Here is a 21,146-nt window from a genome sequence, read left to right as displayed (position 1 = left end):
CGGCACCAGTAGCGTCCCGAGCAGAGCGAACAGGGCCAAGGCGTAGTCGGATAAAGCCACGTGAATCTCCACTAGTAAGGGTGCTTTCTCTGTTGCGACTTAACCATGCACCCTGAGGATTGACAAATCGTGTCAAGGAAAAGGCTGGGTAGGTCACGGGCACCCATACCAGGGGATGGACCCCAGCCTTCAGGACTCGCGGCGGATTTCCTGCAATCGCTTGATGAACCAGCGCGACTGTTCCGGGCCGTAGGGCAGCACGGGGATGGCCTTGGTGGCGTCGGACGGGGTATCCCTGATGGACTGGGTTGCCTGGCGCACGGCCGTGGTCATGGTGTTGGCCATGGTTTTCACGAACTGGTCGCTGCAGGGCTGCCCGTGGCCGGGGATCAGAAATTCGTAGCGCAACCGCAGCGCAGAGATGTGGCGCAGGGAATCGGCCCATTCCTCGGGAAAAGCATCCTCGAAGGACGGGTGCGCGCCCTGCTCCACGAGGTCGCCCACGTAGAGGGTGGTGGACGTGCCTACCAGGAGGTCGCCGTCGGTGTGGCCACGGCCCAGGTAGAAGAGGGTGGCCGTGGTCCCGCCGAGGTCCACCAGCACCGGCTGGTCGCGGACAATGGCGTTGGGCACCACGAGTTCCACATTGGCACCCTCGCCGCTGGCCATTTCCGGTTCCAGGGTGCCCACGAAACGGCGCTGCAGGTCTCCGCGTTCGTCGATCTCCTTGGCGCAGTTCTCATGCGCCCAAAATTCGGTAACGCCCTCTGCCGCGAACACCGCGTTGCCGAAAAAATGGTCGTAATGGGCGTGGGTGTTGACGACGACGAGCGGCAGTTGGGTCTTCTCCCGGACCGCGTCGAGGATCTCCCGACCCTGCCGCGGCCCACAGCCGGTGTCGATCACCATAGCCCGTTCGGATCCCACAATCAGTCCGGTATTCAGCAGGGATCCTTCGGTGATCAGCACATAGTTGTCCGCGCCGACTTCGAGCCATTCCGACATTGTTTCTCCGTACCTCCGGCAAATCAGGTTGCGTTCGTCTGGCGTCGATTCTAACCATGGAGCCCCGGAGTTTCCGGGAGGCGGAGCGGGTACGACGGCGGAACGCGGCCGCCGCCGGAAACCTCGACTCAGTGGCGGGACAGACACAGCCCCGGCCCTGCGGCAGAATGAGGAGGATGGGGAAACAAGAGGCTACAGCGTCGCAGCGTCAGTACGTCCAACTAGGCAACTGGGACGTCACAACTTCCCTCCTCGAAGAGCCAGGCGTCTCCTGGCAGGACGCCATAGCTGACTGGTTCCCCAACGGCAGCCTGCCCCCGCGGAGGCGGGAACACTTTCCGCTGAAGGGCTGGCGCGTCCTGGACACCTCGAGGTCCGACTGGGCTGAAGAAGTGAGTATCCTCGGCGCTCCCTCCACCGAAGAACCGGGCCGCTGGGTCCTGGTGCAGCTGTCCCGGCATGCGGCAGGGAACCACATCACGTCGCCGGCTGTTTTCCGTCCTCTTCCTGTCCAGGAGGTACGCCGGCAGGGTCTGCGGCTCGGGTGGTCAGGGCCGGAGTTTTCCATGGCCTGCGGCGGCTCTCCTGACATCACGGTTGTCCTGGTGAACGAATCCGACATCCACCGGGAACCCGTGGAAGAGGACGATTCCCACGTCCAGGGCCTAGTGCTTGACCTGCATGGCCAGCGCATCGGCGACGGCTCGTTTGTCCACGGAATGGCTCCGCCGATTCCGGAGCTTGGTCCCGGTCAGCGGATTGAACTACCTGCCTTCCGTAACAATCCCGAACTCACCGGCCTGCCAGCGGGTGAATACCAGCTCGCGGCCATCCTGACGTCTCTCAACCTGCGCGCGGAGGGATCTGCTAGGCTCACCATCCGGTGACGGCTCAAGAGGACCGGGTACCGGATGCGAACGGAAATGTTTACCGTCCGGAAACTTTCCGGGAGGTACTATCTGCCTATGGGGACAAAACAACATCAGAGCTTCTGCGCCTTTTGCGCGAAGATCACGAACCACGTGACCCGCTACCAGAAGTCCGACGCCGGCGGCACCTTGGTTGCCAGCGTCCAGTGCTTTGAGCACGCGGAGAGGCCCCTCCGGAGGTAATGGGGAGCAGCTCCCGTCGTCGCTGATACCAGCAGCCCGGATGGCCGAAGTAACTGGGCCACCAGTACAGCGTCAGATGTCGGCCAACACTGATCCAGGGTTCTCGATGGCGTCGGCGACAAAGCGCAGGAAACCGCCGGCCGTTCCGCCGTCGCATACACGGTGGTCAAAGGTCAGCGTCAGCTCTGTCACTTTACGTACTGCGAGCTCACCGTCAACCACCCATGGCTTGTCGATGATGCGGCCCACGCCAAGGATCGCCACCTCGGGATGGTTGATGATTGCCGCGGACCCGTCCACGCCGAAAACACCGTAGTTGTTGAGCGTGAAGGTCCCACTGCCCAGCTCGGAGGGTGTTGCCTTGCCTTGCCGGGCGACGTCGGTGAGCCGCCGGATTTCCGTATCCAGCTCGCGGGCCGTCAATTTTTCTGCGGCACGGACGGAGGGAACAACCAGCCCGCGATCCGTCTGAGCAGCGAACCCCAGGTTGATTCCCTCAAAGGCAACGATCTCCTGGGCGCCGTCACCGGTTGTTTCAATGCGGGTGTTGAGCTCCGGGTACTTTTTCAACCCGGCCACCACAAACCGGGCAATGAATGCCAGAAGGCCGGGCGCGTACCCGCCGCCTTCTTTCAATCCGGCGCGGAGTTCCACCAGGGCGGTGGCGTCCACATCAACCCAGACGGTGGCTTCCGGGATCTCGGACCGGCTGCGCGCCATGTTGGCCGCGACGGCTTTCCGCACGCCCCGGATCGGCGTTCGGGACACAATTCCGAGCCCGGTCCGGCTGTCGGCGGAAGCGCCGCGAACCTGCCCGGGCTCCGGTACAGACGGCGCTTCAACAGCTACCGGGGGCTTGGTGATGACCGCTTCAACATCCTTCCGCATGATGATGCCGCTGTCGCCGGTCCCCTGCACGGCGCCGAGGTCCACGCCATGTTCTTTCGCCATGCGCCGGACCAGCGGCGAAATCACCGCGCCAAGCTTGCCCGGCACGCGGGTGCGGAGCAGCAGCAAGTCATCCACGGCCTTTTCCGTGAGCGCGCGGGCTTTGTCCTGCGCAGTGTCCGTGGCACTGGACTCTGCCACCACGGACTCAACCAGGGGCAGCTTTCGCGGCCGGGTGCGGCGAGCCGTTCCGCTGCCGCCGGGAGTGCCGTAGCCGATCAGGACGTTGCCTGATCCCGCCTTTTCTTCTTCCCGGTAAACCTCTGCCTCCGCCTCGGCGGGTGTCCCGGAAGGCTCAACCGCAGCATCGCCCAACTCGGTTTCTTCCGGTTTTACGGCCGGAATTTGCGGAACTCCGATGGGCATCACGGAAATCAGCGGCTTGCCCACATCCAGGGTCTCGCCCGGCTTACCGTGGAGCACTGCCACCGTGCCGGCGTAGGGCGACGGCACCTCGACCATGGACTTGGCGGTTTCCACCTCGGCGATGGGCTGGTCCACGCGGATTTCATCCCCCACCGCAACGAGCCAGTTCACCAGTTCGGCTTCGGTGAGGCCTTCACCGAGGTCGGGTAGCAGGAAGACTTTGGTTTCGCTCATGTTCAGTTCTCCCACTGGAGGTCGTCAACGGCGTCGAGAATGCGGTCCACGCCGGGCAGGTAATAGTGCTCCAGCTTCGGAGCGGGGTAAGGAACGTCGAATCCGGTTACCCGCCGGATGGGCGCGGCCAGGTGGTGGAAACAGCGTTCCTGGACCCGCGCCACAATTTCGGAGGACACGGAGGCGAAACCGTGGGCTTCGGCGATCACCACGGCACGGCCGGTCTTGCGGACGGAGGCGCTGACGGTCTCGTCGTCGAACGGGACAATCGAGCGGACGTCGATGACCTCGAGGGACCTCCCTTCCAGTGCAGCAGCTTCGGCGGCGGCAAGAGCGGTTGGGACCGAGGGGCCGTAGGCGATCAATGTTGCGTCCGTGCCTGGGCGGGCGACGGCGGCACGCCCCTCGGACGAGGTGCCGGCGGCCGCGTTGGCCTTGTGCTGGGAGCGGAGGTCGGCCAGGTCAACGGTGTCCTTGGTCCAGTACATCTTCTTGGGTTCCATGAAGATGACGGGGTCATCCGAGTCGATGGCTTCGCGAAGCATCGTGTAGCCGTCCGCCACCGTGGCCGGGGTGTAAACCTTCAGGCCGGCGGTGTGGGCGTAGTACGCCTCGGAGGAGTCACAGTGGTGCTCCACTCCCCCGATGCCTCCGCCGTACGGGATGCGGATCACCAAAGGCAGCTTCACCGCACCCTTCGTGCGGTTGTGCATCTTGGCCACGTGGCTGATGATCTGCTCGAACGCCGGGTATGCAAACGCGTCAAACTGCATCTCGATCACCGGGCGCATCCCGTTGATCGCCATACCCACGGCCATGCCAACGATGCCTGATTCGGCCAGCGGAGTATCGAAGCACCGCTGCTCGCCGAACGTGGCGGTGAGCCCATCCGTGATGCGGAAGACGCCGCCCAGCATTCCCACGTCCTCGCCGAACACCAGAACAGAGGAATCTGCATGCATGGCATCGGACAGCGCGGTGTTGAGGGCCTTGGCCATGGTGACGAGCTGCGGACCGGCGGCTTCTGCAGAGGCAGCAGCGGACGCAGCTGCCCGGGCCGTTGCGACGCTGACGTTGCCATTGGCCTCGGATGAGGTGGTGATGGTGGGGCTCACTTGCCGGCCTCCTGGTCTGCGGAGTTCTGGGCTGCAGCGTCCCGGGCGAGTTCGTCGGCCAGCAGGGCTGACTGTTCCTTCAGTTGCGGGGTCTGCCGGGCGAACACGTGGCGGAAGAGTTCCTGCGGCTCCACGGGCACGTCCTCGCTGAGACCTTCCCTCAACTGCGAGGCAACAGCCTCCGCATGTTCGCGGATCCGGACCTCGCCGTCGTCGTCCAGCAGGCCGCGGTCTGTGAGGTAGGCGCGCATCCGGTTCACCGGGTCCTTGGCCCGCCACTCGGCAACCTCGCTGCTTTCGCGGTAGCGGGTGTCGTCGTCGGCGTTGGTGTGGGCCTGCATCCGATAGGTGTTGGCTTCCACCAGCAGTGGGCCGGACCCTTCACGGGCGAGCTTCACGGCGCGGTCAAGGACGGCTAGAAGGGCAACTACATCGTTTCCGTCCACGCGTTCGCCGGCCATACCGTAGCCAACGGCCTTGTGGGCAAGAGACGGCGCCACAGACTGGTGGGCCAGCGGCACGGAGATGGCGTACTTATTGTTCTGGACAAAGAAAATGACGGGCAGGTGGAAGACAGCGGCGAAGTTAAGCGCCTCATGGAAGTCGCCTTCACTGGTGGCGCCATCGCCGCACATGGCCAGCACCACGGTGTCCTCGCCCCGCAGTTTTGCGGCGTGCGCCACGCCCACCCCGTGCAGGAGCTGCGTGGTCAGTGGCGTGCACTGGATGCCCACGTTGTGCTGGAGCGGATCGTACCCACTGTGCCAGTCACCCCGGAAGATGGTCATCACCTGAACGGGATCCACGCCACGGGTCATCACGGCGACGGCGTCGCGGTAAGTCGGGAACATCCAGTCACTCTTGGAGAGGCACAGGGCAGCCGCCACCTGGCAGGCCTCCTGGCCGTGGCTGGACGGGTAGACGGCCATCCGGCCCTGCCGGACAAGGGCAGAGTTCTGGTCGTTGACCCGGCGTCCGACGACGAGATGCTCGTACGCAGCCAACAGTTCGTCATCGCCGGGAACAGGGTACTCATGCCCGGGTTCGGCGCCCTGTTCCGCCCGGGACTTTAGCCTGCCGTCCGGGTCCACCATCTCGATCTGGTGCCGTGCCGGAAGCATGTAGTCCTCGGCGGTGATGCCGAACTTCGTAACTGCCTCTGTGAGGGCATCCTCGACCGCTGCAGTCCGGTCCTGGTCCTGTGCCGTGTGGTTCGCGGAGATCGTCATCGGTTCCGTCCTTCTGTTGCCACTATTCCTTCCCAGTATTGACCTTGGGGAGGTTTCGTATCCAGCATCTTAGGAAACCGTGGAGAAGCCGCACGAATCTGCCTAGGATGAAAGACGTATTGTAATTGTGAGCCAGGTTACTGACGGGGTGCGTGGACAAATTGGCAGCGAAGGACGAGGGGACGGAACCCGTTCCCCTGGATGAGATCGACCAGAAGATAATTTCGGAACTGACCCGGGACGGCCGGATGTCCGTGACACAAGTGGCGGAGAACGTCCACATTTCCCGTGCTCATGCGTACACGCGGATCGGCCGGCTCACGTCCGAGGGGGTGCTCTCCAGGTTCACGGCACTCGTGGACCCAATCAAAGCCGGGCTGCGGTCGTCTGCCTACGTGACGCTCAAGTTGAAGCAGAATTCGTGGCGCGAGCTTCGGGACCTGCTGGCAGCCATACCGGAAGTACACCACGTGGCCCTCGTGGGCGGCGACTTCGATGTGATCCTTCTGGTCCGCGCAGTGGACAATATCGACTTGCGCCGGGTGATTTTCGACCAACTGCAATCCATGCCCGGGGTGCTGGATACGCAGACATTCCTGGTGTTTGAGGATGCTGACGTTCGATGATCCTGCAGTAATTCGGTCATAATGAGGCCGCTTCAATTAAGTCTCTTTTGCAGGAGCCGCTGTTCGTGACATCTTTGTCGCGGCCGCCGATAGAACCGGTATGATTGGTCCAACTGCACGAATATAGCCGTTCTGGTGGTGCTCGCCATCGGCAGCCCCCAGTCGCGACACAGGGGGACCGGTTGGACTTACGAGACTATCTGCGCATTCTCAGACGCAATTGGATGTTGATTGTTTCTTTAGCCTTGGCTGGGCTCCTGATCGGCGGAGCAGCATCCATGCTTATTAAGCCAACTTACACATCTAGTACTCAACTCTTTGTTGCAATCCAAAGCTCGGGTACAGTCACAGAGCTGCAGCAGGGCAATACATTCAGCCAGGCACGCGTACAGTCCTACGTTAAAACCGTAAGCAGCCCGGTTGTCCTGAGCCCGGTCATCGACTCTTTGGGGCTCAACGAGACGGCGGCAGATCTCGCAGACAGAATCACTGCTTCCTCGGATCCAAATACTGTGCTTATCACCATTTCTGCCTCCGACGGTTCACCCGCGCAAGCGTCGGCAATTGCCCAGGCGGTGGGTGCGAGTCTCGTGAAGGTAGTCGATGATTTGGAAAGGCCAAAAGCTGGCGGGACATCGCCAGTGCGGCTATCCATCATCGCACCAGCAGTTGCTCCTCAGCAGCCTTCAGCCCCGAACACGAAAGTGAACTTGGCGTTAGGCCTACTTCTGGGTTTGGGAGTCGGCGTCGCAGGAGCACTTCTACGGACTCGATTTGATACCTTGGTGCGCGGAGAGACTGAACTTCGGCAGGTAACTGACGCCCCTATCCTGGGACGAATTACCTTCGATCCTGAGGCCACCAAAAAACCACTGCTGACTCAGACCACACCTCAGGGCCCCCGCGCAGAAGCGTTCCGCCAATTGCGCACAAATCTACAGTTCGCCCAGGTCACGGGTGGCCGTAAGAGCGTTCTCGTCACGTCCTCAATTCCCGGCGAAGGCAAGAGCACGACGGCAACTAATCTAGCTCTGGCTTTGGCGCAGTCCGGGCAAAGTGTGTGCCTAGTAGATGCCGATCTTCGACGCCCCATGGTGGATTCCTACCTCGGGCTCGAGCGCCGTGTGGGTCTCACTACAGTGTTATTGGGGACTTCGGAATTAGACGATGTATTGCAGCCTTGGGGTGAGGACGGACTATGTGTCATCACTTCAGGCGCAATCCCTCCAAACCCCAGCGAGCTCCTCGGATCCCATGAGATGCAAAGCCTCCTTGGACTGCTCGAAGCGGCATTTGACGTTGTCGTCCTCGACGCTCCGCCGCTACTGCCGGTAACCGATGCGGCTGTGCTTGCACAGGTGGTGGCCGGTGTTGTCGTCGTCGTTGGATCGCAGAAAACAACTCGGCCAGAACTCGAGAAGTCACTTGCTGCGTTGGACCTTGTAGACGCTAAGCTTCTGGGCGTCGTGATCAATCGCTTGCCGTCCAAGGGTGCCGATGCGTACTCGTACAGTTACTACAGCTATGACAGCGCCTCGACGTCGAATATTCCCAGCGAATCCCAGCGGAAGCCTCCAACACTAGAAAATGAACCTGACATGGGAACAACGCTGCGTGCGCCCACAACGTTTCCTGCTGAGTCCCGGGCTCAATTGCCTACCCGCGCTGAGTCTCGCCAAAATAGGTAAGCATAGCGACCTGGGACTCTTGGTTGACAGAATGAATAACATCCTGAAAATTCGGGTCGGCAGTAACTTGAAGTAAGTTGTTCATCTGGGGGGGCATTCATGGACAGAAAAAAGCTTTTTTCTCAATTTGCCTGGGTTTCCGTTGGAAGACTGCTAGGGGCTCTAATCCAAGCCGCAACTATGCTGCTGCTGGCCAGAGATTTGGGTCCGCACGATTTTGGCGTGTTTTCGGCAGCGTTTGGAGCGATGATCGTGTTTCAGGCTGCCTTTGATCCCGGAATTGCGACCATGGTAGTCAAGGAACGAGCAGCGGATCCTGCGAATCCACTTATTCACACCGCACTTAGGATAACTGATCGCCTTGCGTTCATCCTTGCGTTCTCAGTAGCCATTCCCCTAGTAATCCTTGGAATTGCTCTTGATCCATATTTTTTTCTCCTGCTTCCCCTGGCCATATGGGCGGCATGCGAACGGCATGCCGACACTTGGCTGTCAGTTCCGCTAGCTGATGGTGATGCCCGCATCAATAGTCAAAATCTTCTAGCACGGCGAATTATCACCGCGCTACTTTACATTGGCGCAGTTATTGTCGGAGTAAATGCGGCTTTTGCGTTTTCGGCGGCTATGGCAGTTACGGCTCTGATATCGCTAATCGTTATCCGCAAGATAGTCCGTGGAAGACTCACAATCATGCCGCCGCGACATACTTTCCGTGAAATTATTCGTATCTCTTGGCCATACTGGCTGAACTCACTGGGAACCCAGGCTCGAAACTTGGACACTTTGATCGTTTCGGCCGTGGCAGGCGCAAGTCAAGCAGGCTTCTATGCCGCAACTAGCCGAGCAACTGGTCCTCTGCGACTACTATCCACGTCGATGGCTGCAGTTCTGTTGCCAGCAAGCGCTACGACAAGCGAGAAGCAAATCCGTTCGTTGTTTCGAATGGTTTGGTTTGTTGTCGTATCATGCGCAATTCTTTACGGTGGCCTGATGATGATCGTCCCTATTATGGTGAAATTATTTTTAGGCGAAATCTATCAAGGCGCTATTTTACCGTTACAAGTGGTACTAGCGGGACTAGTGTTTGCTGCTTTGTCATCTCTTTTTAGTTCCATATTGCAAGGAGCTGGCCTCCAGTACTTTGTAGCTAAGACTGCAGTAACCACAACCCTGGCGTGCCTTATTCTCGCCGGAATAGGCGGACTACTTGCGGGTGCCATAGGCGCCGCCTTAGCCTTGAGCTTCTCTTTTATACTTCAGTCAGCTATCTTGGCCGCACCTATAACTCGTCTTATACGACGACGAACCGCACGCCATCGTCAGTCGACAACTATCTAGATTGTGATAAAAGTGCCTAAAAAGCGAATGTTCGGCAGTATATGCGCACAGCAGGATAACCTCGGTGATATTGCGATTCGTCGCCTCTTCTTTGAGACTTTCGCGGAGAACAAAACACCATTAGTCCTTCTGACTCATCGGATGCCACAAACATACATAGAGGCATTTGAGCTTTCAGGAGATGTGACTCTTGTTTCTAATCCCGTTTTTTTCCAACTAAATCTATTCTTTGCCGCAATTTCGGGCAGAGCGAACTTGGCTTATGCCCCTGGCCCTCACACGCTGAGCGACGCACCGAAAGCGCTAGCCAAAGCGATGCTGATGCTGGTGAATATACTTTTGATCAAAATGACAGGTGGAGTGGTGGTCACGGCGGGACGGGCTGTCCGCGGAGACGCCCCCCTGGCGAAATGCCTTGAAAAGTTACTCATTCGCCTGTCCAAGGCATACGTAGTACGAGATACCGTTTCGGCTTCCGTTGTTGGCCGCCCACTGACCTTCGCGCCGGACATTGCGCTGGGTCATATGAAGGCAGCTCGAACTGAAAATCGAGGCGTGATTGCGTGCTCATTCAGAAGCGATACTCAGGTCGACGTGGACACATTTGAACGCCTCGTCAAAAACCTGGATGAACTAGGTTTTAAGGTCGTTCTTGTTTCTCAAGTAGCGAGAGACGATTCGCAGCACTTAGCACTGGCTGAGAAGTTTGAACTCAGGTCATATTTATGGCTATCAAAAAGTCATTCCGAACAACAACGAATTGTCGATGAGATTTACAGCTCGTCATATGCGGTCGTCAGCAATCGTCTCCACGGCTTGATTTTCGGAATAAATTGCGGCGCATTGCCCGTCGAATACAGGTTTGATGGTGCGGATAAAATCCGTTCGACTCTAGCATCAGGCTTCGGTGAATATATTGTCGTTAACAACATGCCAGCTTCTGACTCTCCCACTGAGCCGCTAATTTTAGCTCAGGATTTCTCACTTCGAGAGTCTGAATTTGAACAGGCGATTCGGCAAGCCCAGGCCTCTGTCCATAAGGTCTTGAGCACTTTGAATTAGTTCGTTTAAGGCAATGCATCGAGCGCACCACTATTTTTGCATTTTTAATCTTTTATTGGCCTTTTGATTCTTACGGAGACTCATGAAAAGTCCGAATCAGTCACGACAAGACGCGATGTACCTGACAGTTTTGCCATTCTACCGCCAGGCCTGCGTCGAGTCGCTCGTCGAACAATCGGCTCCAGGCAATCCGGCCATATTCGCTGGACCTCGTCAACTAACTGCCACGGTTACGACTGGGATTGACGGCTCACTCTATGAGCCCCTAAAAGCCTGGTTTCTCGCCAACCGAGGAATTATCCTTCGAGGCCATACAACTCAAGCTATCCGGGCCGAGACCCTAATGCTCGATCTCAATCCTCGTTGTATTAGTGCTTGGCTGCTGTTGGCCGCAAGGAAGGTTCTGAGGCGTCGCACGATTGTTTGGGGGCATCTCTATCCCCGGGCCGGTGCTGGCTCATGGACATCGCGCCTTAGGCTCTCCATGCGAGCTCTTGCTGACGGGACAGTCCTCTACGGATATGACAGCGTAGTTCCAGCGCGGGCGGATCTCCCCAACCAGCCTGTATGGGTGGCGCCCAATGCACTCTATTCAGTGGCAAATCTCGGACCTGCTGAAACTGGAAGCCCCAAAAATTCGGTCATATACGTAGGGCGCCTAGTCCAAGAGAAGAAAGTCGACCTTCTGATCAGAGCCTTCGCCCTGGCTGGCATGGAAAGTACGCGACTCAAGATCGTTGGACAGGGCGAAGAACTCGAATCGCTGCGAACACTTGCTTCCAGGCTGGGGTGCGCCGAACGGGTCGACTTTCTCGGGCCTATCGGCGAACCGCAAAAACTTGGCGATGTGTACTCTGATGCCATTTGCTCGGTCTCGCCTGGATATGTTGGTCTCAGTCTGACTCAAAGCCTCGGCTTCGGGGTCCCAATGCTCATCGCGGATAATGAACCCCATGCGCCCGAAGTTGAGCTGGAAAGATACGGTGGCGTCGCTCGTTTTACGGAAGATGATCCCGGTTCGTTGGCGGACTTGCTGCGGAATGTATACGCCGGGGTGCACAAATTTCCGAAACCCGAGGAACTGGCTGCACCCATCAAGGCAAGCTATTCCGCGGAGTCCATGGCACGCGGGCTTTTGGACAGCCTCCGCAATCAGCCGCAAGCGCTTGATGCGACAGGGTGGCCAGAATCATGACAGAACACGAAGCCAACCGTTCCCGGATTCCTGTTCCGCTTCAAAAAGTTGTCAGAAGCGTTCTCAACAGACTCGCCGTGGGATCCAACGTAACTACCGGTACAAACTTCCGGGCGGGACTGGGCAGCCGCGTCAATTCATTGCACGGGTTACAAGTCGGAAACAATGTCTCTGTCGGCCCAGGATCAGTGATCGAAGTGGATGGAGTTATTGGCGATTTTGCTCTCATCGCTAGAAATGTACAAATTGTGGGGCGCATGGACCACGATTTTTCGATCGTAGGAACACCAATCGTGGAGGGAATATGGGTTGGAGATAGAAAGCCTCGCGAAGACGACAAGGTATCGGTGGGTAGGGACGTTTGGATTGGAGCGGGCGTCATAGTCCTGGGTGGCGTCAGTATCGGGGAAGGAAGCGTCATCGGTGCTGGTTCAGTAGTCACGAAAGACATCCCGCCTTATTCAATAGCTGTAGGATCCCCGGCCAGATCCGTCGGATCTCGCTTTCCGAATGAGTCAGATCGTCAACGGCACGCAGCAGCGTTGGACATCCTTACGATTAGCAAACGAGCATCTAATGACACAATCAAGTAACTCGGGCAAAAAAGGCCTTCGCATCACGATATTGGGCATCAACTACTCGCCGGAGCCTTCAGGAAATGCGCCCTATACAACGAGTCTCGCCGAGGGTCTAAAGGCCGCAGGGCACGTCGTACACGTTGTTACGGGGTATCCTCACTACCCGGAGTGGGACCTCAAGCAAGGCTATTCTGGCTGGTCATCCGAGGAAGAAATCAATGGCGTGTCCGTACGCCGCCTGCGCCACCATATTCCCCGGAAGCCGACTGCCATCGGCCGCATTCACATGGAACTCAGCTTTGGCCTAAGACTGATGTTCGCCCGCTGGCACAAGCCCGACGTGGTCCTGGTCGTCAGTCCGGCGTTGTTTTCATGTGCTCTGGCCATGATTCGCATTCGATCGCGCCCAAATAGGCCGGCCGTGGGTATCTGGATACAAGACCTCTACAGTCGCGGAGTCGTTGAGACTGGTACCGGAGGGGGAAAGCTCGGGCAGTTCGCTACCGCTGTCGAGTCCAAGATCCTGCGTTCGGCAGACGGCGTCGCAGCCATTCATGACCGTTTTAAGCGGCACATGGTCAAAGCATTGCATGTCCCAGAACCCAGCGTAGAAGTAATTCGCAACTGGACCCACTTGCCGGCCTCGCCGACCAGCGGCGCTGCGGAGCTTCGCCAGCGCCTGGGCTGGCAACCAGATGACGTGATAGTTCTCCATGCCGGAAATATGGGCAAAAAACAAGGCCTCGAAAATGTCATCGAGGCAGCCAAAGTTGCCGACGAAAGAAGGAGCCGCGTCCGTTTCGTACTGATGGGGGATGGTAACCAACGGAAACAACTTGAGGCGTCTGCAGCCGGGATCACAAATATTAGCTTTGTTGATTCTTTACCGGATGTGGAATTTCAGCTCGCGCTTGTTGCAGCGGACGTGCTTCTGGTTAATGAACTGCCCGGGGTGAAAGACATGGCCGTACCCAGTAAGCTCACTTCCTATTTCAATGCCGGCGTACCCGTGATAGCGGCCACAGACGAGGACAGCGTCACAGCTTATGAAATCGAAAACTCCGGAGGCGGAGTGCGGGTCGACGCAGATGACCCACTAGCTCTAGTGCTGACAGCTGAAGCCTTGGCTAACGAGCCATCCATCGGTGCAAAATTGGCCGAGAACGCTTTACGATTTAGGCACGAAATATTGTCTGAAGCGGCCGCTGTGGCGCACTACAATGACTTCATAACAAGTCTGGCATCGTCGCGCGGCCGATAGGTCGGGCGACTCTTTTTTGCATTGGTCACTATTGCTGGGGGTATCATGACAAAGCGCGCGCTGATTACTGGAATTACAGGACAGGACGGCTCTTATCTCGCAGAGCTCTTGCTGTCCAAGGGCTACGAAGTGCACGGCCTGATTCGTCGTGCATCGACATTCAACACGGCCCGTGTAGATCACCTCTACGTCGACCCGCACGATCCGAAGGCCAAGCTCTTCCTCCACTACGGTGACCTCAGCGACGGTGCCCGGCTGGTGACCCTTCTCGCCGAAATCAGGCCGGACGAGGTTTACAACCTCGCTGCCCAGTCGCACGTGCGAGTGTCCTTCGACGAACCCGAACACACGGCCGATACCACAGGCGTCGGAACTATTCGCCTTCTGGAAGCAGTTCGCATGTCCGGCATCGAGACTCGGTTCTACCAGGCGTCCTCTTCTGAGATGTTTGGGGCGACACCACCGCCCCAAAATGAAGACACGCCATTTTATCCGCGATCGCCATATGGTGCCGCCAAGGTTTACAGCTACTGGATAACCAAAAACTACCGCGAAGCGTACGGAATGTTTGCCGTGAACGGCATCCTCTTTAATCACGAGTCCCCACGCCGCGGTGAAACCTTCGTTACCCGCAAAATAACGCGAGCAGTCGCCGCCATCAAGGCCGGCAAACAGGATCTGCTCTACATGGGAAACCTCGATGCCGTACGTGACTGGGGCTACGCGGCCGAGTACGTGGAAGGTATGTGGCGCATGCTTCAAGCAGATGAGCCCGACGATTTTGTCCTCGCTACCGGCGGAAAATACACCGTCCGTGACTTCCTTCAGATTTCGTTCGAGCACGCCGGGCTGAAATGGGAAGACCATGTCCGTTTCGACGAACGCTACCTGCGCCCTACGGAAGTCGATGCCCTTGTTGGCGATGCCTCAAAAGCCCAGGAGAAACTGGGATGGAAAGCCACGGTACACACACCGGAACTTGCCCGCATTATGGTGGATGCCGATATCGAAGCCTTGAAGCACGCCGGCAATGACTGGATCGACAGCGTAGACCTCGAAAGCTGGAGGAATTGATGTCCGACGCCATGGCGTTTGAACCAGCGCCTCTAGACCGTGCCGCGCCGTTCTACGTAGCCGGTCACCGCGGTCTGGTTGGATCCGCGATTTGGAACAAACTCGATCAGGAAGGTTTTACGTCGCTGATCGGGCGGACATCCTCAGAAATGGACCTTAAAGACCGCGAGTCGGTTTTCTCATTTTTCGAGGAACATAAGCCTCGGTATGTGGTTCTCGCAGCCGCAAAAGTTGGTGGGATTCTCGCGAACAATACGTTCCCGGTGGATTTCCTCAGCGATAACCTGAGGATTCAGGTGAACGTACTCGATGCAGCCAGGGAGTATGGCGTTGAACGACTTCTCTTCTTAGGTTCATCCTGTATTTATCCGAAATTTGCTGAACAGCCTATTCGCGAGGATTCGTTGCTGACCGGCCACCTCGAGCCGACAAATGATGCCTATGCCATCGCGAAAATCGCTGGAATAACACAAATACAAGCCATTCGTCGTCAGTACGGTCTACCTTGGATTTCCGCAATGCCGACAAACCTGTACGGGCCCGGCGATAACTTCTCGCGGGAGGGATCGCATGTACTACCTGCTCTCATCCGTCGGTACGAAGAAGCTGCACTTGCCGGAACTCCCATTGTTACAAATTGGGGTTCGGGTAGTCCTCGACGCGAGTTCCTCCACGTTGAAGACATGGCAGCGGCTTGTCTTCATCTGCTGGAGAATTATGACGGACCTTCCCAAGTCAACGTAGGCACGGGCACGGACGTTACCATCAAAGAGTTGGCAGGTCTCGTGGCGGAGGCTGTCGGATACGAAGGTGAAATCGCCTGGGACACCGAAAAGCCAGACGGAACACCGCGAAAACTACTGGACGTATCCAAGTTGACCCAGGCGGGCTGGTCCTCCTCCATCGAGCTGAAAGACGGCATCCGCAGCACAGTCGGTTGGTACCGGGAAAACAAACAGTCCGTGCGCGGTTAGCAACCTGATACCAGGCCATGCAGGTTCCGGTTTAGAAAATGGGGGAATCCGGATGAGTGACGATGCTAATTGGCGGGGCCGTTCCTCGCGTTTGCTAGGAATTGTCGATGCCTTCGTTGTTACTTGGGCGGTCGTCGGGGCGTTTATTATCAGATTTGGTCTTGAGCCCAACTTCGTTGTCGCCGGCCAGGAATTGGCGTACGTATGGCTATCCATCGCACTCGCCATCACCTGGTGGATAATGCTGGGGGCTTGGAATAGCCGTCAACCCAGAGTTTTAGGCTCCGGGGCTGATGAGTACAAGCGCGTGGCAGCCGCTTCCCTATGGCTGTTTGGATCCGTCGCAATCATTTCCTATGTTTTCAGATTCGAAACAGCCCGGGGCTACGTTGGTTTGGCTCTTCCTGTTGGTCTAGTTGGTCTGCTTCTTGGCCGGTGGCTCATCCGGCAACACCTGAACGTCAAGAGACGTCAGGGGCAGAATATGTCCCGGTTGCTACTACTCGGAGGGCCTGGCGCGGTCTCGCATCTCGCAGCCTCTCTTCACCGAGCCAAAAATGCCGGGTACCTTCCTGTGGCAGCGTATATGCCAGGTATCGAAAACGCTGCCGAATTCGAGCCAGACTCGGGACTAAAGATCCTTGGCACGAAGCCGGACGCCGCATCAATTGTCACCGCGATTGACGCGTGCGGAGCCGATGCTGTGGCGGTATCTGCCGGAGTTCAACTCCATCCGCAGACCCTGCGGCATCTCGGGTGGGAACTGGCGTCGAGAAACGTTGGGCTGATCATGGCCCCTGCCTTGACCGACATAGCCGGGCCGCGAATTCACACCCAGCAGGTGTCAGGCTTACCTCTTATCCATGTAACCACGCCCACCCTCGAGGGTGGGCAGCGAGTGGCCAAGCGCCTCTTCGACATCATCGTGTCGGCAGGTCTAATAGTTCTTGCTGCACCAATCATGTTGGTCGTCGCAATTCTAATCAGGATTGACAGCCAGGGGCCGATACTTTTCCGTCAGGAACGGGTCGGTATTGAGGGCGAGCACTTTAGGATGCTGAAATTTCGCTCAATGGTGGTTGACGCCGAAGCGAGACTGGCGGCGCTTGCCACCGCGAATGAAGGATCGGGGCCCCTCTTCAAATTGAAGAATGACCCTCGTGTCACTCGTATCGGAGCACCCCTCAGGCGCTTCAGCATCGATGAGCTTCCGCAGCTCTTTAATGTCTTCGCGGGAACGATGAGCCTTGTCGGTCCTCGCCCTCCACTTCCGCGCGAGGTGGAGGCCTACGAAAGCGACGTCCGTAGGCGGCTGTTGGTGAAGCCGGGAGTAACCGGCCTGTGGCAAGTAAGTGGTAGATCCAACCTTTCATGGCAGGACTCCGTCCGACTCGACCTCTACTACGTTGAAAATTGGTCCCTTGCCGGAGACCTCGTAATCATCCTGCGGACTGCCCGTGCGGTATTCCACAGTACCGGCGCATACTGACCATCAACGGCTTAGCTAGGACACGTATTAGATGAATCATGAGGCTCCAAAGCACCTTCCCGTTCGTACATATTTTCGTCGACCGACCAACTTTGCCGATCGCAGAAACTGAAGAATCATCCATGCAGAAAACCTCCAGAAGTCGAGTACGCCAGTCGACCAACATGAAGCGAAGCCATGTCAAAACGGTCCTAATCTGTTTCGCAACCGCTGCACTTGCGGTTGGTCTTGCGGGACTTTGGCTCGGGCTAAAGGCCTCAGTGATCAGTGATGAACTACATTCTGCGCAGGCATTGATCGCCCCACTCAAGGATGAGATTGCGCGTGATGACTCCCCGGCTGCAAATGCAACGGTACTTAGACTTCGCACTCATACCTCCGCAGCAAGTGACGCCGCAGGCGATCCACTCTGGACCTTGGCGTCGTCCCTTCCCTGGGTCGGCGGAAATTTCGGCGCCGTAGCGGAAGTGGCGCGTTCAGCAGATGACGTGGCCACTCTGGGCCTTTCTCCCCTCGTAAAGGTGTTCGCCTCGCTGGACTGGCAGAAACTGATGCCCAGTGACTTGCCTACGGATTTGAAGCCGCTTCAGGACGCGTCGCCGAGCGTTTCCGCCGCCGCTCACGTGGTCAGAGTTTCAGCGGAGCGCCTTGAACGTATCGACGGCAGCGGCCTCCTGCCGCAAATTTCAGAGCCTCTGATCCAAGCCCGTGACCAGTTGCGGGATGTGACAAAGGCACTTGATGCCGCAGCCAATGCTGCTGAAATTGCCCCTGAGATGCTCGGAGCAAACGCTCCAAGGAACTACTTGCTGATGATCCAAAACAATGCGGAATCGCGTGCGTCAGGTGGAATTCCCGGAGCGTTGGCTGTCTTAACCTTTGATAGAGGAAGCCTCACATTATCTGGGCAAAGCAGTGCAGCCGAGGTAGGCGTGATGACTCCGGTGCTTCCCGTTGATACTGCCCAACAGCAGATCTACTCAACACGTCTTGGCAAATTCATGCAGGACGTAAACCTAACGCCCGATTTTCCGACCGCAGCCGCCACTGCCCAGGCCATGTGGGAACGAAAAAACGGCCAGCGGGTAGACGGCGTAATTTCCGTGGACCCGGTGGTGCTGAGCTACTTACTCAAGGCTACCGGCCCCATAACTCTCTCGGACCCCAAATTGTCCGCGCTAGCTGACATGGGCTTGCCGAGCCAACTGACCGGCAACAACGTGGTTCCCACGTTGCTGTCCGATGTCTACGCGAAAATCGAGCAGCCTTCGCTACAAGACGATTATTTTGCGGTTGTGGCTCAACAGATTTTTGAGGCACTTTCAGAAGGAAAAAGTGATGCAGCCGGTCTCCTAAAAGCTGTGGCCCAAGGAACTAATGAAGGGCGCGTGCTCGTGTGGTCTTCATCGAGTGAAGAGCAAAACATCCTTGGCGAGTACCAATTGAGTGGTTCCATAGCCGGGACCAGCATCCCGGCAGCCCAATTCGGCGTCTATTTCAACGATGGAACCGGAGCCAAGATGGACTACTACGTCAAGCGCACGGTTCAACTGGTGAAGGCCTGCCCCAAGGACGGTTACGAGCAAACAACAGTCCGGGTAACCAGCACCAATACGGCTCCGCCCGACGCGGCAACGTCCCTTCCTGAGTATGTCACTGGAGCTGGTATCCATGGCGTGCCGCCCGGTTCAGTCCAGACAAACGTTGTGGCGTACGGTCCGTCCCAATCAAACATCGAGACGGTCACGGACACAGGCCAGCAAGTGGCTTTTGCACCTTATATACACAGCGAACGAACAGTTGGCGTCTACGCGATCCGGTTGGCACCCGGAGAAAGTAAGACGGTGGAATTTAATTTTGGAAAGATCGTGCAGCACACGGAACCTACCGTGGTTGTCACACCTACAGTGCAGCCGGTCAAAGACGTAATACTGCCAACTCTCGAGGCGGTCTGTGGCTAAAAATAAGACCATCGCGTTAACACTATGTAAACCGTATGGATTGACGTTGCTCACACCGATTGACTGCTGGTAACGTCTGCAGTGGGATAACTATCCGTAGTTCTGCACCTGGTCTTTGTGCGGAGGGGGAAAACTCCTAATCGGGTACCAACAAAACTTTAAAGTCTCCGGGGGGACACACATGAAAAAAACACTCGCTACCATCGCGCTTGCGGGCTCCATTGCACTCATCGGCTCGGCTCCCGCCATGGCCGCCCAGTACCCGGTGACTCCGCCGGCCGCTGCTGTCACCACCGGTACGCCGGCACCGGGCCAGACGTTCACCTTCACCGGCTCGGGCCTGTTCCCGAACGAGGAAGTTGTTGTCACCGTGACGCCGCTGGATGAGGCTGCACCGGGTGCGGGCACGCAGTCCGTCGCTTCCGTGATCAGCGTGTTCACAGCACCGCAGACCTTTGGCACCACCACCGATGCCCAGGGCGCCTTCTCCATCCCGCTCGCGCTGGGTGAAGCAGGCAGCTACAGCATCACCGCCCGCGGTGTGACCTCCGGTATCACCGTTGGTCCCGTTGTTGTAAAGGTTGCAGCCTCGCTGGCCAACACCGGCGGCAACGCATCCGGCAACGCCGGTGGCGGCGCTCCGCTGGCCAACACGGGCTCCGGCCTGGCCAACACCGGCGCGGATTCCGGCCTGATCCTCTGGACCCTGGTTGGCGCGGGCGCGCTGGCTGCCGGTGCAACCTCTGTTGTGGTTGTCCGCCGCAAGGCCAAGTCCGAGGTTGCTGCCTAACTAGCAGCCTCACCAAGCACCACGGAAAGTGGGCGGCCCCGGGAAACCGGAAAGCCGCCCACTTTCCACATTTAACCCCGAAACCCCTGCGGTGGACTGCTCCGCCTGTGGTACTGATTGGACCTATGGGGAGACCATGGCGCAGCACACCACACACCTGCCTGCCTCTGGCCTGCCTCCGCGGGCTCCAGGCGGCCCGGTGAGGCTCCTGGACAACCACCGGCTCTGGCAGGCGGTCCTGCTGGCCATGATGGTCCCCCTGGCTTTTGTGGCCTTCTGGCCCACGCCGGTGGATGCGCCCGTGGGCAATGAGTTGCAGGACTTCCTGCGCCGGCTCCACCGGCACGGAATCCCCCGCTGGGTCAATTACCGTTTTGTGGAAATGTCCGCCAACGTGGCCCTTTTTGTGCCGCTCGGATTTGTGGCCGCCCTTGCCTTTTTCCGGAAACGCTGGTGGCAAGGCGGGCTGGTGGGGCTGTTGCTTTCCTGCTGCATTGAACTGGGCCAGCTGCTGTTTCTCCAGGACCGTTTTGCCAGCCCCATTGACCTCATGACAAACACGTCAGGCGCAGTCATAGGCGCGCTCATTGCCACCGCTGCCATCAAAATAAAACAGGCCCGCCGCCTTGCGGCAGCGGACCTGTGAAAAGCGTTGATTAAAGCTAGTTGACGAAGGCTTTCATCCAGCTTTTGAGGTCTTCGCCGAATTCCACGCGCTCGGAGGCCAGGGTGATGACGGCCTTGAGGTAGCTGAGCTTGTCGCCGGTGTCATACCGGCGGCCCTTGAAGACCACCCCGTACACGCCGGAGCCGTTGCCCTCGCCCGCGGCAAGGGTCTGCAGCGCGTCGGTCAGCTGGATTTCGTTGCCGCGGCCCGGAGGGGTGTTCTCCAGGACACCGAACACGGCCGGGTGCAGCACGTACCGGCCGATCACGGCCAGGTTGGACGGCGCCTCGCCCACAGCGGGCTTTTCCACCAGGGAGTTCACGCGGACGTAGTCCTCGCCCGCCACCACGGAAATGTCGGCACAGCCGTAGGCGCTGATCTGCGAGGGGTCAACCTCGATCAGGGCGATCACCGATCCACCGGTCTTCTGCTGG

19 protein-coding genes are annotated in these 21,146 nt (G+C 58.1%); 14 read left to right on the top strand and 5 right to left on the bottom strand.

Annotated elements, in window-relative coordinates; genetic code table 11:
• Nucleotides 1-189: 189 nt before the first annotated feature.
• Nucleotides 190-1,005: an MBL fold metallo-hydrolase gene (locus tag ASF72_RS03535; protein WP_056596691.1), complete on the bottom strand. Its 816-nt coding sequence runs from the start codon at nucleotides 1,003-1,005 to the stop codon at nucleotides 190-192.
• Nucleotides 1,006-1,181: 176 nt separating this feature from the next.
• Here ASF72_RS03535 and ASF72_RS03530 point away from each other — a divergent pair, with 176 nt between their 5' ends.
• Nucleotides 1,182-1,892, top strand: coding sequence for a hypothetical protein (locus ASF72_RS03530; RefSeq protein ID WP_056596687.1), 711 nt, complete (start codon nucleotides 1,182-1,184; stop codon nucleotides 1,890-1,892).
• 297 nt (nucleotides 1,893-2,189) lie between these two features.
• On the opposite strand, the gene ASF72_RS03520 is transcribed toward ASF72_RS03530, so the two are convergent.
• Genes ASF72_RS03520 through ASF72_RS03510 form a run of 3 tightly spaced genes read right to left on the bottom strand, consistent with a single transcriptional unit; the run spans nucleotide 2,190 to nucleotide 6,009 of the window.
• Nucleotides 2,190-3,665: a dihydrolipoamide acetyltransferase family protein gene (locus ASF72_RS03520; protein ID WP_056596680.1), complete on the bottom strand. Its 1,476-nt coding sequence runs from the start codon at nucleotides 3,663-3,665 to the stop codon at nucleotides 2,190-2,192.
• 2 nt (nucleotides 3,666-3,667) lie between these two features.
• On the bottom strand, nucleotides 3,668-4,780 hold the full coding sequence (locus ASF72_RS03515; RefSeq protein ID WP_056596677.1) for an alpha-ketoacid dehydrogenase subunit beta: 1,113 nt from the start codon (nucleotides 4,778-4,780) through the stop codon (nucleotides 3,668-3,670).
• Nucleotides 4,777-6,009 carry a thiamine pyrophosphate-dependent enzyme gene (locus ASF72_RS03510; protein ID WP_056596674.1) on the bottom strand — a complete coding sequence of 411 codons (1,233 nt, stop codon included), beginning with the start codon at nucleotides 6,007-6,009 and terminating at the stop codon, nucleotides 4,777-4,779. Before ASF72_RS03510 ends, ASF72_RS03515 begins: the two co-directional genes overlap by 4 nt.
• Before the next feature lie 161 nt (nucleotides 6,010-6,170).
• Between ASF72_RS03510 and ASF72_RS03505 the strand changes: the two genes are divergently transcribed.
• From ASF72_RS03505 to ASF72_RS03465, 13 genes are all read left to right on the top strand, one after another.
• Nucleotides 6,171-6,635: an Lrp/AsnC family transcriptional regulator gene (locus ASF72_RS03505; protein WP_056597422.1), complete on the top strand. Its 465-nt coding sequence runs from the start codon at nucleotides 6,171-6,173 to the stop codon at nucleotides 6,633-6,635.
• A gap of 224 nt (nucleotides 6,636-6,859) precedes the next feature.
• Entirely contained in the window at nucleotides 6,860-8,323 is a 1,464-nt protein-coding gene (locus ASF72_RS19940; protein ID WP_235504644.1) for a polysaccharide biosynthesis tyrosine autokinase, read from the top strand.
• Nucleotides 8,324-8,422: 99 nt separating this feature from the next.
• On the top strand, nucleotides 8,423-9,661 hold the full coding sequence (locus ASF72_RS19935; RefSeq protein WP_082483996.1) for an oligosaccharide flippase family protein: 1,239 nt from the start codon (nucleotides 8,423-8,425) through the stop codon (nucleotides 9,659-9,661).
• Nucleotides 9,662-9,673: 12 nt separating this feature from the next.
• Nucleotides 9,674-10,723 (top strand): polysaccharide pyruvyl transferase family protein, encoded by a 1,050-nt coding sequence (locus ASF72_RS20255; RefSeq protein ID WP_157370882.1) that lies wholly within the window; start codon nucleotides 9,674-9,676, stop codon nucleotides 10,721-10,723.
• Between the two features lie 571 nt (nucleotides 10,724-11,294).
• Entirely contained in the window at nucleotides 11,295-11,918 is a 624-nt protein-coding gene (locus ASF72_RS20535; RefSeq protein ID WP_162242788.1) for a glycosyltransferase, read from the top strand.
• A complete protein-coding gene (locus ASF72_RS21210; protein WP_200933615.1) occupies nucleotides 11,915-12,511 on the top strand; it encodes an acyltransferase in 597 nt (198 codons plus the stop codon). Before ASF72_RS20535 ends, ASF72_RS21210 begins: the two co-directional genes overlap by 4 nt.
• Entirely contained in the window at nucleotides 12,429-13,757 is a 1,329-nt protein-coding gene (locus tag ASF72_RS03495) for a glycosyltransferase family 4 protein (protein ID WP_235504643.1), read from the top strand. The genes ASF72_RS21210 and ASF72_RS03495 overlap by 83 nt, the downstream gene beginning before the upstream one ends.
• A 45-nt stretch (nucleotides 13,758-13,802) precedes the next feature.
• Nucleotides 13,803-14,831, top strand: coding sequence for a GDP-mannose 4,6-dehydratase (gmd, locus tag ASF72_RS03490; protein ID WP_056596668.1), 1,029 nt, complete (start codon nucleotides 13,803-13,805; stop codon nucleotides 14,829-14,831).
• Nucleotides 14,831-15,805 (top strand): GDP-L-fucose synthase family protein, encoded by a 975-nt coding sequence (locus tag ASF72_RS03485; RefSeq protein ID WP_050683474.1) that lies wholly within the window; start codon nucleotides 14,831-14,833, stop codon nucleotides 15,803-15,805. Before gmd ends, ASF72_RS03485 begins: the two co-directional genes overlap by 1 nt.
• 52 nt (nucleotides 15,806-15,857) lie before the next feature.
• Nucleotides 15,858-17,294: a sugar transferase gene (locus ASF72_RS03480; protein WP_056596666.1), complete on the top strand. Its 1,437-nt coding sequence runs from the start codon at nucleotides 15,858-15,860 to the stop codon at nucleotides 17,292-17,294.
• Between the two features lie 122 nt (nucleotides 17,295-17,416).
• Entirely contained in the window at nucleotides 17,417-19,255 is a 1,839-nt protein-coding gene (locus tag ASF72_RS03475) for a DUF4012 domain-containing protein (RefSeq protein WP_235504642.1), read from the top strand.
• Nucleotides 19,256-19,436: 181 nt separating this feature from the next.
• Nucleotides 19,437-20,045, top strand: a complete 609-nt coding sequence (locus ASF72_RS03470) for an LPXTG cell wall anchor domain-containing protein (protein ID WP_056596663.1) — start codon at nucleotides 19,437-19,439, stop codon at nucleotides 20,043-20,045.
• Between the two features lie 199 nt (nucleotides 20,046-20,244).
• Entirely contained in the window at nucleotides 20,245-20,691 is a 447-nt protein-coding gene (locus ASF72_RS03465) for a VanZ family protein (protein WP_050683471.1), read from the top strand.
• Nucleotides 20,692-20,707: 16 nt separating this feature from the next.
• Here the strand turns inward: ASF72_RS03465 and ASF72_RS20905 are convergent.
• Nucleotides 20,708-21,146: sugar phosphate nucleotidyltransferase (locus tag ASF72_RS20905; RefSeq protein WP_268760250.1), on the bottom strand; the 439-nt coding region annotated here is incomplete at its 5' end.

This window comes from Arthrobacter sp. Leaf141 (genome assembly GCF_001424565.1).
In the GTDB taxonomy this organism is placed as follows: domain Bacteria; phylum Actinomycetota; class Actinomycetes; order Actinomycetales; family Micrococcaceae; genus Arthrobacter.
This window is presented reverse-complemented; position numbering and strand designations above follow the sequence as displayed.

What these genes read in the sequence shown, in the direction of transcription:
- ASF72_RS19935 (WP_082483996.1), top strand. Translation starts at nt 8,423, where the DNA reads ATGGACAGAAAAAAGCTTTTTTCTCAATTTGCCTGGGTTTCCGTTGGA.
- ASF72_RS03475 (WP_235504642.1), top strand. Translation starts at nt 17,417, where the DNA reads ATGCAGAAAACCTCCAGAAGTCGAGTACGCCAGTCGACCAACATGAAG.
- ASF72_RS03530 (WP_056596687.1), top strand. Translation starts at nt 1,182, where the DNA reads ATGGGGAAACAAGAGGCTACAGCGTCGCAGCGTCAGTACGTCCAACTA.
- ASF72_RS03470 (WP_056596663.1), top strand. Translation starts at nt 19,437, where the DNA reads ATGAAAAAAACACTCGCTACCATCGCGCTTGCGGGCTCCATTGCACTC.
- gmd (WP_056596668.1), top strand. Translation starts at nt 13,803, where the DNA reads ATGACAAAGCGCGCGCTGATTACTGGAATTACAGGACAGGACGGCTCT.
- ASF72_RS03535 (WP_056596691.1), bottom strand. Translation starts at nt 1,005, where the DNA reads ATGTCGGAATGGCTCGAAGTCGGCGCGGACAACTATGTGCTGATCACC.
- ASF72_RS03495 (WP_235504643.1), top strand. Translation starts at nt 12,429, where the DNA reads ATGAGTCAGATCGTCAACGGCACGCAGCAGCGTTGGACATCCTTACGA.
- ASF72_RS21210 (WP_200933615.1), top strand. Translation starts at nt 11,915, where the DNA reads ATGACAGAACACGAAGCCAACCGTTCCCGGATTCCTGTTCCGCTTCAA.
- ASF72_RS03480 (WP_056596666.1), top strand. Translation starts at nt 15,858, where the DNA reads ATGAGTGACGATGCTAATTGGCGGGGCCGTTCCTCGCGTTTGCTAGGA.
- ASF72_RS03520 (WP_056596680.1), bottom strand. Translation starts at nt 3,665, where the DNA reads ATGAGCGAAACCAAAGTCTTCCTGCTACCCGACCTCGGTGAAGGCCTC.
- ASF72_RS19940 (WP_235504644.1), top strand. Translation starts at nt 6,860, where the DNA reads ATGTTGATTGTTTCTTTAGCCTTGGCTGGGCTCCTGATCGGCGGAGCA.
- ASF72_RS03485 (WP_050683474.1), top strand. Translation starts at nt 14,831, where the DNA reads ATGTCCGACGCCATGGCGTTTGAACCAGCGCCTCTAGACCGTGCCGCG.
- ASF72_RS03510 (WP_056596674.1), bottom strand. Translation starts at nt 6,009, where the DNA reads ATGACGATCTCCGCGAACCACACGGCACAGGACCAGGACCGGACTGCA.